15 protein-coding genes are annotated in these 14,979 nt (G+C 26.4%); 4 read left to right on the top strand and 11 right to left on the bottom strand.

Annotated elements, in window-relative coordinates; genetic code table 11:
* Position 1: 1 nt before the first annotated feature.
* Together QMD25_02850 and QMD25_02845 are read right to left on the bottom strand one after the other, a co-directional pair.
* The gene (locus QMD25_02850) at positions 2 to 790 is read right to left on the bottom strand and encodes a lysophospholipase (protein MDI6860940.1); all 789 of its coding nucleotides are present in this window, start codon (positions 788 to 790) and stop codon (positions 2 to 4) included.
* Between the two features lie 15 nt (positions 791 to 805).
* Positions 806 to 2,014, bottom strand: coding sequence for a DUF438 domain-containing protein (locus QMD25_02845; protein MDI6860939.1), 1,209 nt, complete (start codon positions 2,012 to 2,014; stop codon positions 806 to 808).
* Between the two features lie 80 nt (positions 2,015 to 2,094).
* Here QMD25_02845 and QMD25_02840 point away from each other — a divergent pair, with 80 nt between their 5' ends.
* Positions 2,095 to 2,781, top strand: coding sequence for a DUF72 domain-containing protein (locus tag QMD25_02840; GenBank protein MDI6860938.1), 687 nt, complete (start codon positions 2,095 to 2,097; stop codon positions 2,779 to 2,781).
* Positions 2,778 to 3,599: a radical SAM protein gene (locus QMD25_02835; protein ID MDI6860937.1), complete on the top strand. Its 822-nt coding sequence runs from the start codon at positions 2,778 to 2,780 to the stop codon at positions 3,597 to 3,599. The genes QMD25_02840 and QMD25_02835 overlap by 4 nt, the downstream gene beginning before the upstream one ends.
* A 32-nt stretch (positions 3,600 to 3,631) precedes the next feature.
* Here the strand turns inward: QMD25_02835 and QMD25_02830 are convergent, their stop codons facing one another.
* Positions 3,632 to 5,959 (bottom strand): endonuclease MutS2, encoded by a 2,328-nt coding sequence (locus QMD25_02830; protein ID MDI6860936.1) that lies wholly within the window; start codon positions 5,957 to 5,959, stop codon positions 3,632 to 3,634.
* Between the two features lie 62 nt (positions 5,960 to 6,021).
* Here QMD25_02830 and QMD25_02825 point away from each other — a divergent pair, with 62 nt between their 5' ends.
* A complete protein-coding gene (locus tag QMD25_02825; GenBank protein ID MDI6860935.1) occupies positions 6,022 to 6,669 on the top strand; it encodes a class I SAM-dependent methyltransferase in 648 nt (215 codons plus the stop codon).
* Here the strand turns inward: QMD25_02825 and QMD25_02820 are convergent.
* Genes QMD25_02820 through pxpB form a run of 3 tightly spaced genes read right to left on the bottom strand, consistent with a single transcriptional unit; the run spans position 6,664 to position 9,072 of the window.
* Positions 6,664 to 7,386, bottom strand: a complete 723-nt coding sequence (locus QMD25_02820; protein ID MDI6860934.1) for a 5-oxoprolinase subunit PxpA — start codon at positions 7,384 to 7,386, stop codon at positions 6,664 to 6,666. The genes QMD25_02825 and QMD25_02820 overlap by 6 nt on opposite strands.
* Positions 7,361 to 8,377 carry a biotin-dependent carboxyltransferase family protein gene (locus QMD25_02815; GenBank protein ID MDI6860933.1) on the bottom strand — a complete coding sequence of 339 codons (1,017 nt, stop codon included), beginning with the start codon at positions 8,375 to 8,377 and terminating at the stop codon, positions 7,361 to 7,363. The genes QMD25_02820 and QMD25_02815 overlap by 26 nt, the downstream gene beginning before the upstream one ends.
* Positions 8,374 to 9,072, bottom strand: a complete 699-nt coding sequence (gene pxpB, locus QMD25_02810; protein MDI6860932.1) for a 5-oxoprolinase subunit PxpB — start codon at positions 9,070 to 9,072, stop codon at positions 8,374 to 8,376. Before pxpB ends, QMD25_02815 begins: the two co-directional genes overlap by 4 nt.
* A 28-nt stretch (positions 9,073 to 9,100) precedes the next feature.
* Between pxpB and QMD25_02805 the strand changes: the two genes are divergently transcribed.
* Positions 9,101 to 9,967, top strand: a complete 867-nt coding sequence (locus QMD25_02805) for a DMT family transporter (protein ID MDI6860931.1) — start codon at positions 9,101 to 9,103, stop codon at positions 9,965 to 9,967.
* A 7-nt stretch (positions 9,968 to 9,974) separates the two neighbouring features.
* On the opposite strand, the gene rsmG is transcribed toward QMD25_02805, so the two are convergent.
* The 5 genes from rsmG to QMD25_02780 are packed head-to-tail and all read right to left on the bottom strand — an operon-like array spanning position 9,975 to position 14,979.
* Entirely contained in the window at positions 9,975 to 10,706 is a 732-nt protein-coding gene (gene rsmG, locus QMD25_02800; protein MDI6860930.1) for a 16S rRNA (guanine(527)-N(7))-methyltransferase RsmG, read from the bottom strand.
* A 3-nt stretch (positions 10,707 to 10,709) separates the two neighbouring features.
* A complete protein-coding gene (locus tag QMD25_02795) occupies positions 10,710 to 11,513 on the bottom strand; it encodes an NAD(+)/NADH kinase (protein ID MDI6860929.1) in 804 nt (267 codons plus the stop codon).
* Entirely contained in the window at positions 11,491 to 12,312 is an 822-nt protein-coding gene (locus QMD25_02790) for a TlyA family RNA methyltransferase (GenBank protein ID MDI6860928.1), read from the bottom strand. The genes QMD25_02795 and QMD25_02790 overlap by 23 nt, the downstream gene beginning before the upstream one ends.
* A complete protein-coding gene (dxs, locus tag QMD25_02785; protein MDI6860927.1) occupies positions 12,290 to 14,140 on the bottom strand; it encodes a 1-deoxy-D-xylulose-5-phosphate synthase in 1,851 nt (616 codons plus the stop codon). Before dxs ends, QMD25_02790 begins: the two co-directional genes overlap by 23 nt.
* Positions 14,128 to 14,979 (bottom strand): polyprenyl synthetase family protein, encoded by an 852-nt coding sequence (locus QMD25_02780; GenBank protein ID MDI6860926.1) that lies wholly within the window; start codon positions 14,977 to 14,979, stop codon positions 14,128 to 14,130. The genes dxs and QMD25_02780 overlap by 13 nt, the downstream gene beginning before the upstream one ends.

Genomic DNA, 14,979 nt, shown 5'->3' with positions numbered 1-14,979 from the left:
TTTAAGATTTCAAAAATTCTAAAATATCATTTATAACAATATCACCCTCTGGATCATTAAAAAGTTCATGTTTCATTGGATACTCTTTTATTGTCTTTTCTCCTTTAATTGAATCATATAGAAGTTTTGAAGAAATCGGTGGAACGACTTTATCATATTTTCCATAAAGAATAAGAATTGGTGTTTTTGTTTCTTTTTCTAATGCTAATTTTGTATTTTTATAAATTTCAAAAAATAGTCTTACTGAAATTCTATTGTGTACGAGAGGGTCTTGGATGTATTTTTTTACCTCTTCATCATTTCTTGAAAGATCCTCTGGGTTTATTCTATTTGAAAATGTAAATTTTGGATAAATTTTGTAGAGAAATTTTGCAAGACTTATTAATCCTTTTGGAAGTTCATTTAAATCTATATTAAAAACTCCACTTGATATAACTGCCTTTTTAAATAAACCCTCTCTTTCTTGTAGAAATCTCATTCCAATTAAACCACCTAAACTATGTCCTAAAAGAAAGGTGGGTTCAATCTTATTAAATTTTATGGCTTCATCAAAAATTTCAAAAAGAGTTTCAAAATTAGGAATATCTCCTCTCTTGCCACTACTTTTCCCATGTCCAATTAAATCAACACCTTCTACCATATACCCATTTTCAACTAAAATTTTTTCTATTCTTTCATATCTTCCAATGTGCTCTCCTAATCCATGAACAATAAAAATTTTCCCTTTCTCTCCAACTCCATTTGAATGGTAAAAAATTTTGTAGCCTTTAAAATCAAAAAATTTCTCCATTTTCATCTCCTAAATTTATTCCCAATCTAAAAGGCGCTTTTCACCTTCAATTTTCTTTATATCTGTTATATCTTGAGTTACTTCAATTGTTCCTAAATATTCACCATTTTTTCTTACAGCAAAATATCTTATATATATTAATCTTCCATTTAAATTTATCCAAAATTCTGCTGAGTCTCTTGTTCCTTTTTTAAATTCCTCGAGTATTTTATTTACAATATGAACACTTTTTTGTGGATGACAATTTTGGACGCTCCTTCCTAAAACTGCTTTAGTTCTAACAAAAATTCTATCTTTTGTCATACTAAAATATTTAACTTTATCATTTTTATCAACAAAAGTTATATCTACCGGAAGAGTGTTTAAAATTGACTCAAGTTCATCTAAACTAAATGATCCAGTTGGAAGTTCAATTTCCCCACCAGCCGCTTTTTCTTCTTTTATCTCAATTGAAATTTTTTCTTTAAATTCATCTGGTAAAAATGTTGGATATCCAATTTCGTCAAAATCCTTTTTTACTTTCAAAAAGTCTTCTTTTTTAAAAAGTTTATTTGCTGTTGGAAATAGTATGTTGTTTTCTTTGAAAAAGTGAGAATTTATAAAGTTAAAAAGTTCTAAAGAAATTGATTTTATTTTAATCAAAACATCGTTCTTGAAGTTTTCTTTTAATTTTTCATAACTTTCAAATAAACTCTTTTTTATCTCTCTTATTTTGTCATGTTCCATCCACATAATTTTTGGTGGTTCAACAACACCATATTTTTCAAGTGTTGGAAAAAGAGCATTTTCTTCTCTTAAATAGTGACTCTCTGAATCTTTAAAATTTTTAATTATCTCACTGATTTTCCCTTCATTTTCTTTAAAACTTAATTCATCTTTGACTAAATTGAATAATTTGGTCAATTCATCTCCCATTTTTAACATTAATTCATGTTCTTTCATTAAAATATTAATTGGATTACCTTTATCTATCTCCTCTTTTTTGTTTAAACTCTCTTTAAAAATAAGAAGATGGACTTCACAAAGTTTTTGAATTTCATTCCTATCCATTCCCTCTCTAATTAACTCCTCTTCAATTTTTGCGATTTCATCAGGTTGTACCTCTTTAAGTAACTCACTAAATTCACTTTTTACCTTTTCAGGATCTTCTCCTTTATGTATTCTTCTTATAATATCTTTCAAAATCTCTTTTCTCTCATAAAAACCTTTATAAAACTCACTCATTGAAAACCTCCAAAATTTAAAAATTTATAATTCCATTATATCAATTAATGAGTTTATAATTAATTTGAGGTAAAGTTAATATGGAAATTTTTGTTGGAACATCAGGATGGATGTATTCATGGAATGAAAAGGGAAATTTTGATTGGTATATTGAAAATAGTGGTTTAAATAGTGTTGAACTAAACGCATCTTTTTATAGATTTCCTTTTGAAAATCAAATAAAAAGTTGGGCAAAAAAAGGTACCTCTTTAAGATGGAGTATAAAGGTTCATAGATTAATTACTCATAAATTTAAATTAAATGAAGAGGCAAAAGAGAGTTTCAAAAAATTTCTTGAACTTTTTAAACCAATGGATAATTTAATCGATTTTTATCTTTTCCAACTTCCACCTTCATTTGGTCCTGAAAATTATGAAAAAATTTTAAAATTTTTTGAAGGTTTTGATAAAGAAAGGATTGTTATTGAATTTAGGAATAAAAAATGGTTTGATATGGAACTTGAAGATTTTGGAAATAAAAATTCTTTACTTATATCTTCTATTGATTCACCAGATTTCCAAAAAATGATTTTTAATATAAAAGAAAGGATATATTTAAGATTTCATGGAAGAGAGGCTTGGTATCAGTATGAATATTGTAAAGATGAGTTAAAAGAGATTGGAGATATTATTAAAAACAAGAACCCTAAAAAGGTTTACGCTTATTTCAATAACGACCACTCAATGCTTAAAAATGCTAAACTATTTTTTGAAATTTTAAAAGAATGATTAAAATTGAGGAGATAAAAATTAAAAAATCCCTTCAAAAATCTAAAATTTCTGAATATTGTATAAATCCATATCTTGGATGCCTAAATGGTTGTCTTTATTGTTATGCCTCTTTTATAATGCAAAAATGGCATCATAAGGATGAATCTTGGGATAATTTTGTTGATGTTAGGTTAAATATAGTAGAAAATTTAAAGAAAGAGATTAGAAATAAAGATAATATAGAAATCTATATTTCATCAATGACAGATCCATATCAATCTGTTGAAGAAAAATATAAATTAACAAGAGAAATTTTGAAAGTTTTTTTAAATGAAGAAAATTCACTTTTTGATAAAAAGTTTGGGATTACGATTCAAACAAAAAAAGACCTTGTTTTAAGAGATCTTGATATAATTAAAAATTTGAAAGATGTTACTGTAGGTTTCACTATAACTATATTAGATGAAAAATTTAGAAGAATTTTTGAAAAAGGATCCTCAGAAACATATAAGAGATTAAGTGCGCTTGAAATTTTAAATAAAAATAACATAAAAACATATGCATTTTTTGGACCAATTTTGCCAAAAATATCTGATAGTTATGAAAGTATATATAAAATCGTTAAATCTATAAATGAAACTGGAACAAGAGAGATATATTTTGACAAATTGAGTTATTTTAAATATATGAAAAAATTAAAAAATATAGCATATAAACTTGGTTTATATAATAATTTCTTGAAAAGTGATCAAGAAGATTATTTAATTGAATTAAGGCTTAAAATTAAAAGTGTTTTAAAAGAGTTCAAAAACATTAATTCCAAAATTCTTTTTTAACATGTTACAAAGGTGTCAGGCACCATTTTAACCTATTTGAGAAATACAATTGTAACGCCAACATTTTCAGGGTCAAGTGTAAATCTTTCTACATGAGGATGATTTTTTAAAAATTCATGAATTGCTCTTTTTAATATTCCTGATCCAACTCCATGATAAATATAAATAAATGGGTAAGATGTAAGTGCAACACTATCAAGATATTTATCAAGTTTTGATAAAGCTTCATCAACTGTTTTTCCATGAAGTTCAATCTTCATAGGTGGCATTTCTCCTTGGGATATTAACACTTCTCCCTCTTTTTTCTCTTTATCTATTTCAAAATTTCCATTGAGTTTTTTTGTAATCTCGGTATATGGTAAAACAACTCTCATTGTGCCAATTTGAATAACTACTTTTTTATCTTCACTATCTTTTTTTAAAACAATACCTTGTTTCCCAAATTTATCAATAAAAACAAGATCTCCTTCCTCAATTTCTTCAAAAGGAACAAACTCTTTTCCTAACTCTTCCTCCTCTATTTCTTCATTTATTTTCTCAATCTCTTTTTCAAGTTCTTTTTTCTTCTCCAAAACCTCTTTTCTCTCTTTAGGAAGAGATTCAAGTATTTCCTCCATTTTCTTTTTTGTTTCTTCAAGTATTTTTTGCATTTCTTTTTTTGCTAAAATTGAATACTCTTTTCTTTTAAGTTCAAGTTCTTGAAGAAGAAGTTCTAATTCTTCTCTCTCTTTTATAATTTTCTTTTTCTCCTCTTCGATTATCTCTCTATCCTTTTCAATTGCGGTTTGATCTGTTTTCATTTTATTTATAATAAATTCTTTTGTAATATGCTCTTCTCCAAGAAGTTCTCTTGCTTTATTTATAATCTCTTCTTTTAAACCAAGAGATGAAGCAATTGTTAGAGCATGGCTTTCTCCAGGAACTCCAATAAAAAGTTTATAAGTTGGCTTTAATGTTTCTATATCAAAACCAACGCTACAATTTTCTACACCTTGAGTTTTATATGCATATTCTTTTAACCTCGGATAATGTGTTGCTATCGCACATATTGAACCTAAATTATATATATATTCAGTTATTGCTTGTGCTAAACTTGCTCCTTCTTCAGGATCTGTTCCTGCTCCAAGTTCATCAAGAAGAATGAGCGACTCGCAAGTTGCATTATTCAAAATATTAACAATTTGTTTCATATGAGATGAGAATGTTGATAAACTCTGTTCAATACTTTGCTCTTCTCCAATATCAGCAAATATGTTATCAAAAATATAAGTTTCATAATCATCGCTTGGGACATGAATTCCAGATTGAGTTAATGCTTGAAAAAGACCAATTGTTTTTAAAGTTACTGTTTTTCCACCCGTATTTGGTCCTGTTATAATTAAAATTCTATAATCTTTTCCAATTTCAAGAGAAATTGGAACAACTTCTCCTTTTAAAAGAGGATGTCTTCCATTAACAATTTTTATCCTTTTTTCATTTATAATAGTAGGTTTTGTAGATTTCAAATCCAATGCATAATGAGCTTTAGCAAAAATAAAATCAAGTTTACCTAAAGTGCAAAGATTTTTTTCAATCATTTCAAAATTTTCATAAACAATAACTGTAAGATCTGTAAGTATTCTTTTTATCTCCTCTTCTTCTTTTCCAATTAACTCAATTAATTCATTATTTTTAGGGACAATAAATTGTGGTTCAACAAAAATTGTCCTTCCAGAGCCAGATGTGTCTTGTACAACTGATGGGAAATAGTTTAAAAATTCCTTTTTTATTGGGATTACATATCTTCCATTTCTTACAGTTACAATTTGTTCTGCTATCATGTTTCTATACACAGATAGTGAAAAAAGATCCTCTAATTTTTGAACAATTCTTTCTCTTAAATCTTTAATTCTTCTTCTTATTGATTTGAGTTCAGGTGATGCATCATCTTTTACTTCGCCTTCTTCATCAATGCATCTATCTATTTCATAAAAAACCTTTGTATCCTTTTTAATCTCTTTTGCTAAATTGAAAAGATTCAAATATTTTTCTTTTTTTCTCTCAATTTCATCTTTAATTTCATTAAACAAAATTAAATCAATTTTTAATCTATTTAACTCTTTTCCATTCAAAATTGACCTAACTTTTGCTTTTTTCAAAACATCATCAATTTCTTCAAAAGAAGAGAAGGGTAAATTTCCTTCATTTTCAAGAAACCTTTTTGCCTCTTCAACTTCAGTTAAACTCTTTTCAATGACTTGAGGATCATTTGAGGGTAAAAGATTAGAAATCAAATCCCTACCCATTGAGGTGTAGGTATATCCTTTTAATATCTCAATAATTTTAAAATATTCAAGTTTATTTAAACTATGTAAATCCATTTTAATCTATTATAACATTTATTTAATATGAATAGATTAAAATCAGTGATATACTTTAAATAATGGTAAACAAAAGAAGTAAAATTTTAATTGAGGGTTTCTTTGCAAGGTATTATACATTTTTATTAAATTTCATTACTTTTGGATTCTATCAAAAATTAGTGAAAAGCGCTATCAATTTAATGGATTTAAAAAGTGGTGATAAAATAATTGATTTTGGATGTGGACCAGGATTAAACGATATATTAATTTTAAAGAGAATAAATTTTAATGGAAAGGTTGTTGGTTTAGATATATCAGATGATATGTTAATTCAAGCAAAGAAAAGAGAGAAGAAATTTAAGAATTTTGAAGTAATTAAATTAAGAATTGATGAAGATCTTCCATTCAAAGAAGAGTTTGATCATGTTTTTATTTCATTTGTCCTTCATGGTTTTGAGAACTATGATAAAGAAAAAATTTTAAGAAATGCTAATAAAGTTTTAAGAAAAGGGGGATATTTAAATGTTCTTGATTATTCAGAATTTAATTTAGAAAGAGCAAATTTTTTAATAAAAATATTCTTTAATAAAATTGAATGTGAACTTGCAAAGGAGTTTATAAAATTAGATTTTTCAAAGTTTGTTGAAAATTTTGGATTTAAAGTTTTAAATGAATATATTTTAGGAAGTGGATATATAAGATTATTGGTTGCTGAAAAACTATCATAAATATTTTCTTAATAACTTTAAAATCTCAATAGAATTTGGTGTATCTGAGTGAACACAAATTGTGTCAATTTTAAGTTTAACTCTTCTTTTGTTGATTGTAATAATTTCTTGTGAATCTAATATATTTTTTAATCTATCTTCTATTAAATTAAGGTCTGTTATAACTGAATTTGGCTCGCTTCTTGGAATAAGTGTTCCGTCATCATTATATGCTCTATCAATATAGACTTCATTTAAAACTTTAAGATCCATCATCTCCCAAACTTCTATTTGCTTTGAAGTAGATAAACCAATTAAATATAAGTTTTTATCAAAAAGAGAAATGGCTTTACCAATTGCTTCTGCTATTTTCTCTTCTTTAACTGAATCATTAAAGAGTGCTCCATGCGGTTTAACATGATTCAAATTTAAACTCTCAGCCTTTAAAAAAGAGTAGAGAGCACCAATTTGATAAAGAATAATATTTTCAATCTCTTGCGGAGTCATCTTTATGCTTCTTCTCCCAAAACCAACAAGATCAGGATAAGATGGATGAGCACCAACTAAAACATCATACTTTTTAGCAATTTTAATTGTTTCTCTTATTGTGTCTGGGTCTCCTGCATGAAAACCACAAGCAACATTTATAAGATCAGCATTTTTTATTAATTCTTCTTCATCTTTCTTATAAATACCAAAACTTTCTCCACAATCAATATTTATTAAAATCTTTTTCATCATAAATCTCCTCAACTTTTGCTATAAATTTTTTATTTTTAAATATAATAAAATACTTTTTTATTTTTTGATTTAAAATTTTAAAATTTTCAATGATTTTCTCCATTTGAATATACAAAGATGTCGCTTCTTCTAAAGAAACTTTTTTAAACTTAATTTTTTCGCCAAATCTTTTTTGGGCTAAAATAGGAATATCACTTCTTATAACATTGCCCATTTTTACATATCCTCCTGTTGTTGGTCTATCTTTCATTAAAATTATCGGTTTTCCATTCTGTGGAATTTGAATTGTTCCTAAATTTACTCCTTCAGAAATAATTGTTTCTTTTCCTTTTTTAAATTTTAACTCATCACCTTCCAATCTTATTGCTACTCTATCTGATTTTTCTGATACTATGTAATAATTCTTCATAAATTTTTCAATCTCTCCCAATTCTAATCTCTCTTCATCTGGACCTAAAATAAATTTTATCTCTTCTTTTTCAAAATCTAATTTAAATTCTTTTGGAAATTCTTTTTTTAAAACAGTTAAATCTAAACGATTAGAAACTTTTAAAGTATCACCTCTTTTTAATTTAATTCCTTTATGTAAAAATCTATCAAATGAAGCACTTCCTAAAAATTCTTCAATTTGAATTCCTCCTTGAATAATAAGATATGTTCTAAAACCTTTTTTAATACTATCAAGTTTTAAAATTGAACCACTTTTTACAAAATATGGTTTTAAATTTTCAATTTTTTCATCATTTAAATAAGCATCAATTTCTCCACCAATTAAAAAAATTATTTTGTCACATAAAAATTCAAGAGTAGGACCTTTAAGAGTTATTTCAATTTGAGGAGAGTTTAATGGATTATTAAGAAAAATATTTCCTATTCTGAAAGAATAATCATCCATAGCACCAGATGTTGTTATCCCGAATCTTAAAAAACCCTCCCTACCTAAATCTTGAACTGTTGTATAAAAACCTTCATCTAAAACTTTTATCATATAAATCTAATCTCTTCTTTATAATTTTTTAAAAAATCATCCTTTGAAATTTTTTTGAATCTTATAAAATCTCCTTCTTTTATAAAACTCTTTATGTCATTACTTATATCAATTAAACTAAAATAAGTTAATCCAACAATTCTAAACCCACCAGGTGATCTTACTCCATAAATTCCAAGTTGTTCTCCCCCAATTCCAATACTTCCTTTTGGAATAGAAACTCTTGGAGATTCTAATCTTGGTGTGTGTAAAATTTTTGGTAAACCTCCTAAATAGATAAATCCTGGTAAAAATCCATACATATAAACATAATAAATTTTATTATGCAAAATTTTTATAACTTCCTCCTCGCTCAAATTGTGATACCTTGCAACATAAGGTAAATCAACCCCAAAATCACTTCCAAAATATGCTGGAATTTCAAAAATCTTTTTTCTTTTTATAAAGAAAAACTCCTTTTTATATTTAAATTTTAAAATTTCCTCTTTTAGTTCTGAAAATGATATTTTAAATGGATCATATAAAATAAAAAGTGATCTATATGATGGAATTAACTCTTTTATTCCTTTAATATCCTTATTCAATAAAAACTCTTTTAATTTTTGAACTTTTAAATTTATATTTATATCAATTCTCTCTTCAAATCTTACTAAAATTCCATCTTCACCAAGTATCTTTATTTCAACTTGACTCATATCATATTTAAGATTATCATGTTTTAATATGAATAAAAATTATTTACCTTCTATTTTATTTCTAGCAGCACTTTGGGGAAGTGATTTTATGTTTATAAAAATTGGAGTTTCTTCTATTCCACCTTCAATTTTTACATCCTTTAGATTTTTAATTGCGACAATAACTCTTTTTATTTATTTAAAAATTAAAAAAGAAAATGTTAAATTAGATTTGAAAACTTATATTTTTATCTCTTTTATATCATTAATTGATGTTTATCTTCCACAAATTTTAATATCAACAGGTGAAAAATATGTAGCAAGTGGAATTACTTCTCTTATTTTATCTTCATCCCCAATATTTACTTTTATTTTTGCTCATATTTTCCTAAAAGATGAAAAATTTAATTTTATTAAACTTTTTTTTATTATGCTTGGATTTTCTGGTGTTTTAATTATATTCTTAAAAGAAATAATTCACAGTGACAAATTTGTTTTTATAGGATTAATTTTAATTATTCTTGCATCTTTATTTTATGGCCTTGGAGTTATTCTTTTAAAGAAAATTAGTTTAAAATATTCAGTCCTTTTATCATGTTTTTATCTTGTATTTATTAGTTTTTTATTTTCATTGCCTTATTCTTTTTCAACAAAAGTCACTTTAGACCAAATAAAAATTTCTTCTATTTTATCTCTTTTTTATGTTGGAATAGTTTTACAATCTTTTGCTTATACTTTCTTTTTAAATTCAATAAGAAAATTTGGTGCATCAAAAACATCTTTTGTTGGTTATTTAGTTCCGGTGTTTAGTGTTATTTATGGAGTAATTTTTTTAAATGAATCAATAAATATAAACACTTTAATTGGTGGTGCAATTATTATATTATCGGTTTATTTTATTGATAAAATAAAATAAAATAATATTATAAACTTCTTATTCTTTTAAAACTTCTTGGATATTTTTCAGGAGTTATTCTTATTTTTTTTAAAACAAGTAGAACTCTTTCACTTCTATAATATGGAAGTTCATATTTAAAAATATTCTCAATATCAACTCCTAATTCTTGTAAAAATGGGGTGTTTTTCATAATTAATTCGATCTCATCTACTCCTTTCCACAAGAAAATTTTTCCTTGAAGGGTAACATAAGGAGCTACTAACTCAAATATTCCAGGAATCTTTAAAACCCATCTTGAAAATACAGAATCAAATTTTTCCCTTAAAATATCCCTTAATCCCTCTTTTTTAATTATTTCTTCTGCTCTTCCTTCTAGCAAAAAAACATTTTTTAATGAAAGAGTTCTAATTAATTCGTTTAAAAAAGAACATCTTTTTTTATTTGATTCAATTAAATATAGAGTAATATCTTCAAAATATATTTTAATTGGAATTCCTGGAATTCCTGCACCAGTACCTATATCAACAATTTTTTTAAAGTTCTTCTTATTTTCATTTTCATAAACTATTGGAATTAAAGAGTCAACAAATTGCTTAATTGCAATATCTTCTTTTGTTTTTTCTCCTGTTAAATTAAACTTTTTATTGTAAAAAATAATTAAATCAAGATAAGTTTTAAATTTTTCAAATTTATCATCATCAATATTTAAATTTAATTGAGAGAGTGAATCTTTAAACCACTTCTCCCAAAGTTCCATATTTTAAGTACCCCAATTGAATTTTGAATTTACAACAAGATAAAAATTTTTCTCTTTAAGTCTTATTAATTTTGCATCTCTATCACTTAATTTAAAAATTAGGTGATCATTTTTGATTAAATCTTCTCTTTTAATTCCATCTTCTATAAAAAAAACTTTACTATCTTCATCTATTATTTTTAATGAGAGTTTCTCTTCTCTTGACAAAACAACTGGTCTTGCTGTTAATTTATGAGAACATAGAGTTGTTAAAAGATAAGCATCACATTTTGGTGAGACAATTGGTCCACCAGCAGAAAGAGAGTATGCGGTTGAACCATTTGGAGTTGAAACAATAACACCATCACCCTTCATTTTAAAAACTGATACTCCATCTATAAAGATTTCAATTGTTATTATTTGAGAAAGTGTTTCTTTTGAAATAACAAAATCATTAAAAGCAAAATATTTTCCAAAAGATTTCCCTTCTCTTATTATTTCACATTCTAAAACTCTTCTTTTTTCAATTCTGAATTTTCCATTTATTAACTTTTCTAATGCATCAAAAACATCCTCCTTTTCAATATCTGTTAAAAAACCTAAACCTCCAAGGTTTATTCCTAAAATTGGTGAATCGAATTTATAGGCATATTGAAATGCTTTAAGAAGAGTTCCATCTCCACCAAAAGATAAAATAATTGTGTTTGATAAATCTTTTTCATTGTCAATATAAAAAACATCAACCTTTTTTTCTTTTAAATATTCCATAACAATTTTGGATAAATTTTTTGCCTCTTCTATTTCTTTATAAATTATTCCTATTCTCATAAAATCTTTCTTTTGCCTCCTCAATTGATTTATTAACTAATGAATCCACTTTAAAATCAAAAGGTGGTTTAATTTTAATCATATATAATAGATATTCAATATTCCCATCCCCTCCTTTTATAGGTGATGGAATTAGTCCAACAGGACTAAATTCTTCTTTTTTTATAAATTCTAAAAATTCAATTAAAACTTCCCTATGAATATCAAAATTTTTAATTACTCCTCTATTTATTTTACCCTTCCCTACCTCAAATTGAGGCTTAATAAGAACAATATATTCTCCACCATCTTTTAGTAGTTTTTTACAATTTGAAATTATAATTTTAGAAGATATAAAGGATATGTCTTGAGAAATTAAATCAACTTTTTCAGGTATATCACTTTCATTTAAATATCTTGCATTAACTCCTTCTTTTACAATAACTCTATTGTCTTTTCTTAAACTCTCATGAAGAAGTCCTTCTCCAATATCAACTGCATAAACTCTTTTAGCACCATATTTTAGTAGTACCTGAGTAAATCCACCTGTACTTGAACCAATATCAATACAAACTTTTTCATTGATATCTATGTTGAATCTTTCAATTATTTCTTTTAATTTTTCTCCACCCCTAGATACAAAAGGAAGATCTTGAATAACAATAATATGTGCATCATCACTAACATAAATGCCACTTTTATTTACTTTTTTTCCATTCACAATAATATAACCCCTTTTTATTGCTTCCTGTGCTTTTGATCGAGATTCAAAAAAACCTCTTTCCAAAAGAATTTTATCAAGCCTTAATTTTCTTTCCAATTAAATTTAATAGCACCTCCTTTATACTATCTTTATCAAGTTTATATCTTTTAAGAAGTTCTTCTCTTGTTCCAATTGGTGGAAATGTTTCAGTTATTGCAAGGTGAACTGTTTTTATATCGTTTATCTTTTGAAGTTTTGGAATAATTTTTGATCCAACGCCATTTAAATAGAAGTGTTCTTCAATAATTAAAACTTTCTTTATTTTTTCAGCATATTTTAATACTGTAAATATTGGAATTGGATTTGCAAATCTCAAATTGAGAACAAATGGATAGATATCATAATTTTTTAACTCTAATGAAGCATTATAGGCATAAAAACTTGCTTTTCCAAGAGAGATTATAAGTGCATCGTCTCCCTCAAGAAGAACCTCTGGTTCATATGGGATAATTTTACTTTTTATATTTAAATTTTCTGATGAGTCTTTTGGATATCTTATTACACAAGGTCTCTTTTCATAAATAGAGAAATTGAGCATCTCTCTTAACTCATCTCCATCTTTTGGTGCCATAATTACAAAATCATCTGAAAAAGAGAAATAGCCTATATCAAAAATTCCCTGATGTGTTTCACCATCTTCTGGGACAAGTCCAGCCCTATCAACAGCAAAGTTAACTTTAACTTTTTGAAGGGATATATCAAGTAGAATTTGATCAATTGCTCTTTGTAAAAATGTTGAATATATTGCAACAAAAGGAAGAAGCCCTCCTTTTGCAAGTCCTCCTGCAAAAGAAACAGCATGTTCTTCAGCAATTCCAACATCAAAAAAACGATCTGGAAATCGTTCTTTAAATTTTTTTAAACCTGTTCCTATCTCCATAGCAGCAGTAATTGTAACAACATTATCATTTTTCTCTCCAATCTTTACAATTTCATCTCCAAAAATTTGCGAGAAAGAGACTTCTTTTTTTGACGAGACTAAAAAAGGATGTGAAGAGTGGTAGATATCTGGTTCTTCTTCTGCAAAATCAATCCCCTTACCCTTTTTTGTTATTATATGAACAATTCTTGGAGTTTTTATATCTTTTAGTTTACTGAACACATCAATAAGAAGTGGAATATTATGGCCATCAAAGGGTCCAAAATACATTATTCCTAACTCTTCAAAAATAATTCCTGGGATTATTGCCTCTTTTACAATAAGTTTCAATTTATTAATTAAATTAATTAAATTTTCTCCAAATTTTCCCCTTTTCTTTAAAATTTCATTTAATTTATTAACTGATTCTCTATAAAACTTACGTGCTCTTAATTTTGAAAAATATGAAGAGAGAGCGCCAACATTTTTCGATATTGACATACCATTATCATTTAAGACAATCAAAATATCTTTTTTAGATTGACCAAGATTATTTAGTGCTTCCCATATTTCGCCACCAGTTAAAGCACCATCTCCAATTATATTAACTATTTTGAAACTTTCATTATTAAGATCTCTTGCAGTTGCTAAACCTAAAGAAAGTGAAAGAGAGTTAGAAGCGTGGCCAACAAAAAATGTGTCATATTCACTCTCTTTTGGAGATGGATATCCTGAGAGTCCCTCACTTTTTCTTAAAAATTGGAAAGTATTCTTTCTACCAGTTAAAATTTTATACGCATAACATTGATGGCCTACATCAAAGATTATTTTATCTTTTGGTGGATTGAATACATAAAGAAGTGAAATAATAAGTTCAACTGTTCCTAAGTTTGAAGAGAGATGCCCTCCATTTTTTCCAACAACTTCTTTTATTAAATCTCTTATTTCATGTGAAAGAATTTTTAACTCATCAAAATTTAACTTTTTAACATCATCTGGTAAATTTATTTTGTCTATGAGAGCCATGATTTTAGATAAAAAACAAAAGATTTTAAAATATCATTTCTTAAATTGATGCTCTCTAAAATTTTTAAACTCTCATCTAAATAAGTTTTTGCAATCTCTTTTGATTTTTCTAAACCAAAATATTTTGGAAATGTAACTCTATTTTCATCCTCACTCTCTTTTTTTGCATCCTCAATATCATCAAGAATCTGATATGAAAGGCCAACTTTTTCTCCAAACTCTTCAATTATTTTTATGTTATCTTCTTGAGTTCCACTTAACAATGCACCTACTTTAAGAGATGCTTTAATTAAAGAACCAGTTTTTTTAGAGTGAATATAATATAGAAGTTCTTCATTTGCCTCATCTGGAGAAGTCATCACATCCATAACTTGACCACCAACCATGCCATTTATTCCACTTGCATTAGATATTTCATAAATAGATTTAAGAACTAACTCTTCCTTAAAATTTCTTTCTCTTGACATAATTTCAAATGCAAGAGTTAAAAATGCATCTCCAGCAAGAATTGCAATATCTTCTCCAAAAACTTTGTGAAGAGATGGCTTTCCTCTTCTTGTTTCTGCATTATCAATTGGTGGAAGATCATCATGAATTAAAGAATATGTGTGTATAAATTCAATTGCAATAGCAAAATTTAGTGCCTTATCTTCGTCTTCTTTAAATGATGAATAAGATGCAAGGAGAAGAGTTGGCCTTAATCTTTTTCCTCCACTTTTAATTGAGTAAGTAAGAGCAGGATAAATTGGGGAAGTTTTATACTCATTTAGAATATTATCTATCTCTTTTTCAATAATTTCAGATTTTTCTTTAAGAAAAGATAAAAAAATTTCTTTCAT

This window comes from Caldisericia bacterium (assembly GCA_030018355.1).
GTDB lineage: Bacteria > Caldisericota > Caldisericia > B22-G15 > B22-G15 > JAAYUH01.
Note: the sequence above shows the minus strand (reverse complement) of the source record. Positions and strands in the feature narration are given on the sequence as shown.

Bases quoted from the DNA above. Each gene is read 5' to 3' on its own strand.
- QMD25_02850 (MDI6860940.1), bottom strand. From the start codon at position 790: ATGGAGAAATTTTTTGATTTTAAAGGCTACAAAATTTTTTACCATTCA.
- QMD25_02845 (MDI6860939.1), bottom strand. From the start codon at position 2,014: ATGAGTGAGTTTTATAAAGGTTTTTATGAGAGAAAAGAGATTTTGAAA.
- QMD25_02840 (MDI6860938.1), top strand. From the start codon at position 2,095: ATGGAAATTTTTGTTGGAACATCAGGATGGATGTATTCATGGAATGAA.
- QMD25_02835 (MDI6860937.1), top strand. From the start codon at position 2,778: ATGATTAAAATTGAGGAGATAAAAATTAAAAAATCCCTTCAAAAATCT.
- QMD25_02830 (MDI6860936.1), bottom strand. From the start codon at position 5,959: ATGGATTTACATAGTTTAAATAAACTTGAATATTTTAAAATTATTGAG.
- QMD25_02825 (MDI6860935.1), top strand. From the start codon at position 6,022: ATGGTAAACAAAAGAAGTAAAATTTTAATTGAGGGTTTCTTTGCAAGG.
- QMD25_02820 (MDI6860934.1), bottom strand. From the start codon at position 7,386: ATGAAAAAGATTTTAATAAATATTGATTGTGGAGAAAGTTTTGGTATT.
- QMD25_02815 (MDI6860933.1), bottom strand. From the start codon at position 8,377: ATGATAAAAGTTTTAGATGAAGGTTTTTATACAACAGTTCAAGATTTA.
- pxpB (MDI6860932.1), bottom strand. From the start codon at position 9,072: ATGAGTCAAGTTGAAATAAAGATACTTGGTGAAGATGGAATTTTAGTA.
- QMD25_02805 (MDI6860931.1), top strand. From the start codon at position 9,101: ATGAATAAAAATTATTTACCTTCTATTTTATTTCTAGCAGCACTTTGG.
- rsmG (MDI6860930.1), bottom strand. From the start codon at position 10,706: ATGGAACTTTGGGAGAAGTGGTTTAAAGATTCACTCTCTCAATTAAAT.
- QMD25_02795 (MDI6860929.1), bottom strand. From the start codon at position 11,513: ATGAGAATAGGAATAATTTATAAAGAAATAGAAGAGGCAAAAAATTTA.
- dxs (MDI6860927.1), bottom strand. From the start codon at position 14,140: ATGGCTCTCATAGACAAAATAAATTTACCAGATGATGTTAAAAAGTTA.
- QMD25_02780 (MDI6860926.1), bottom strand. From the start codon at position 14,979: ATGAAAGAAATTTTTTTATCTTTTCTTAAAGAAAAATCTGAAATTATT.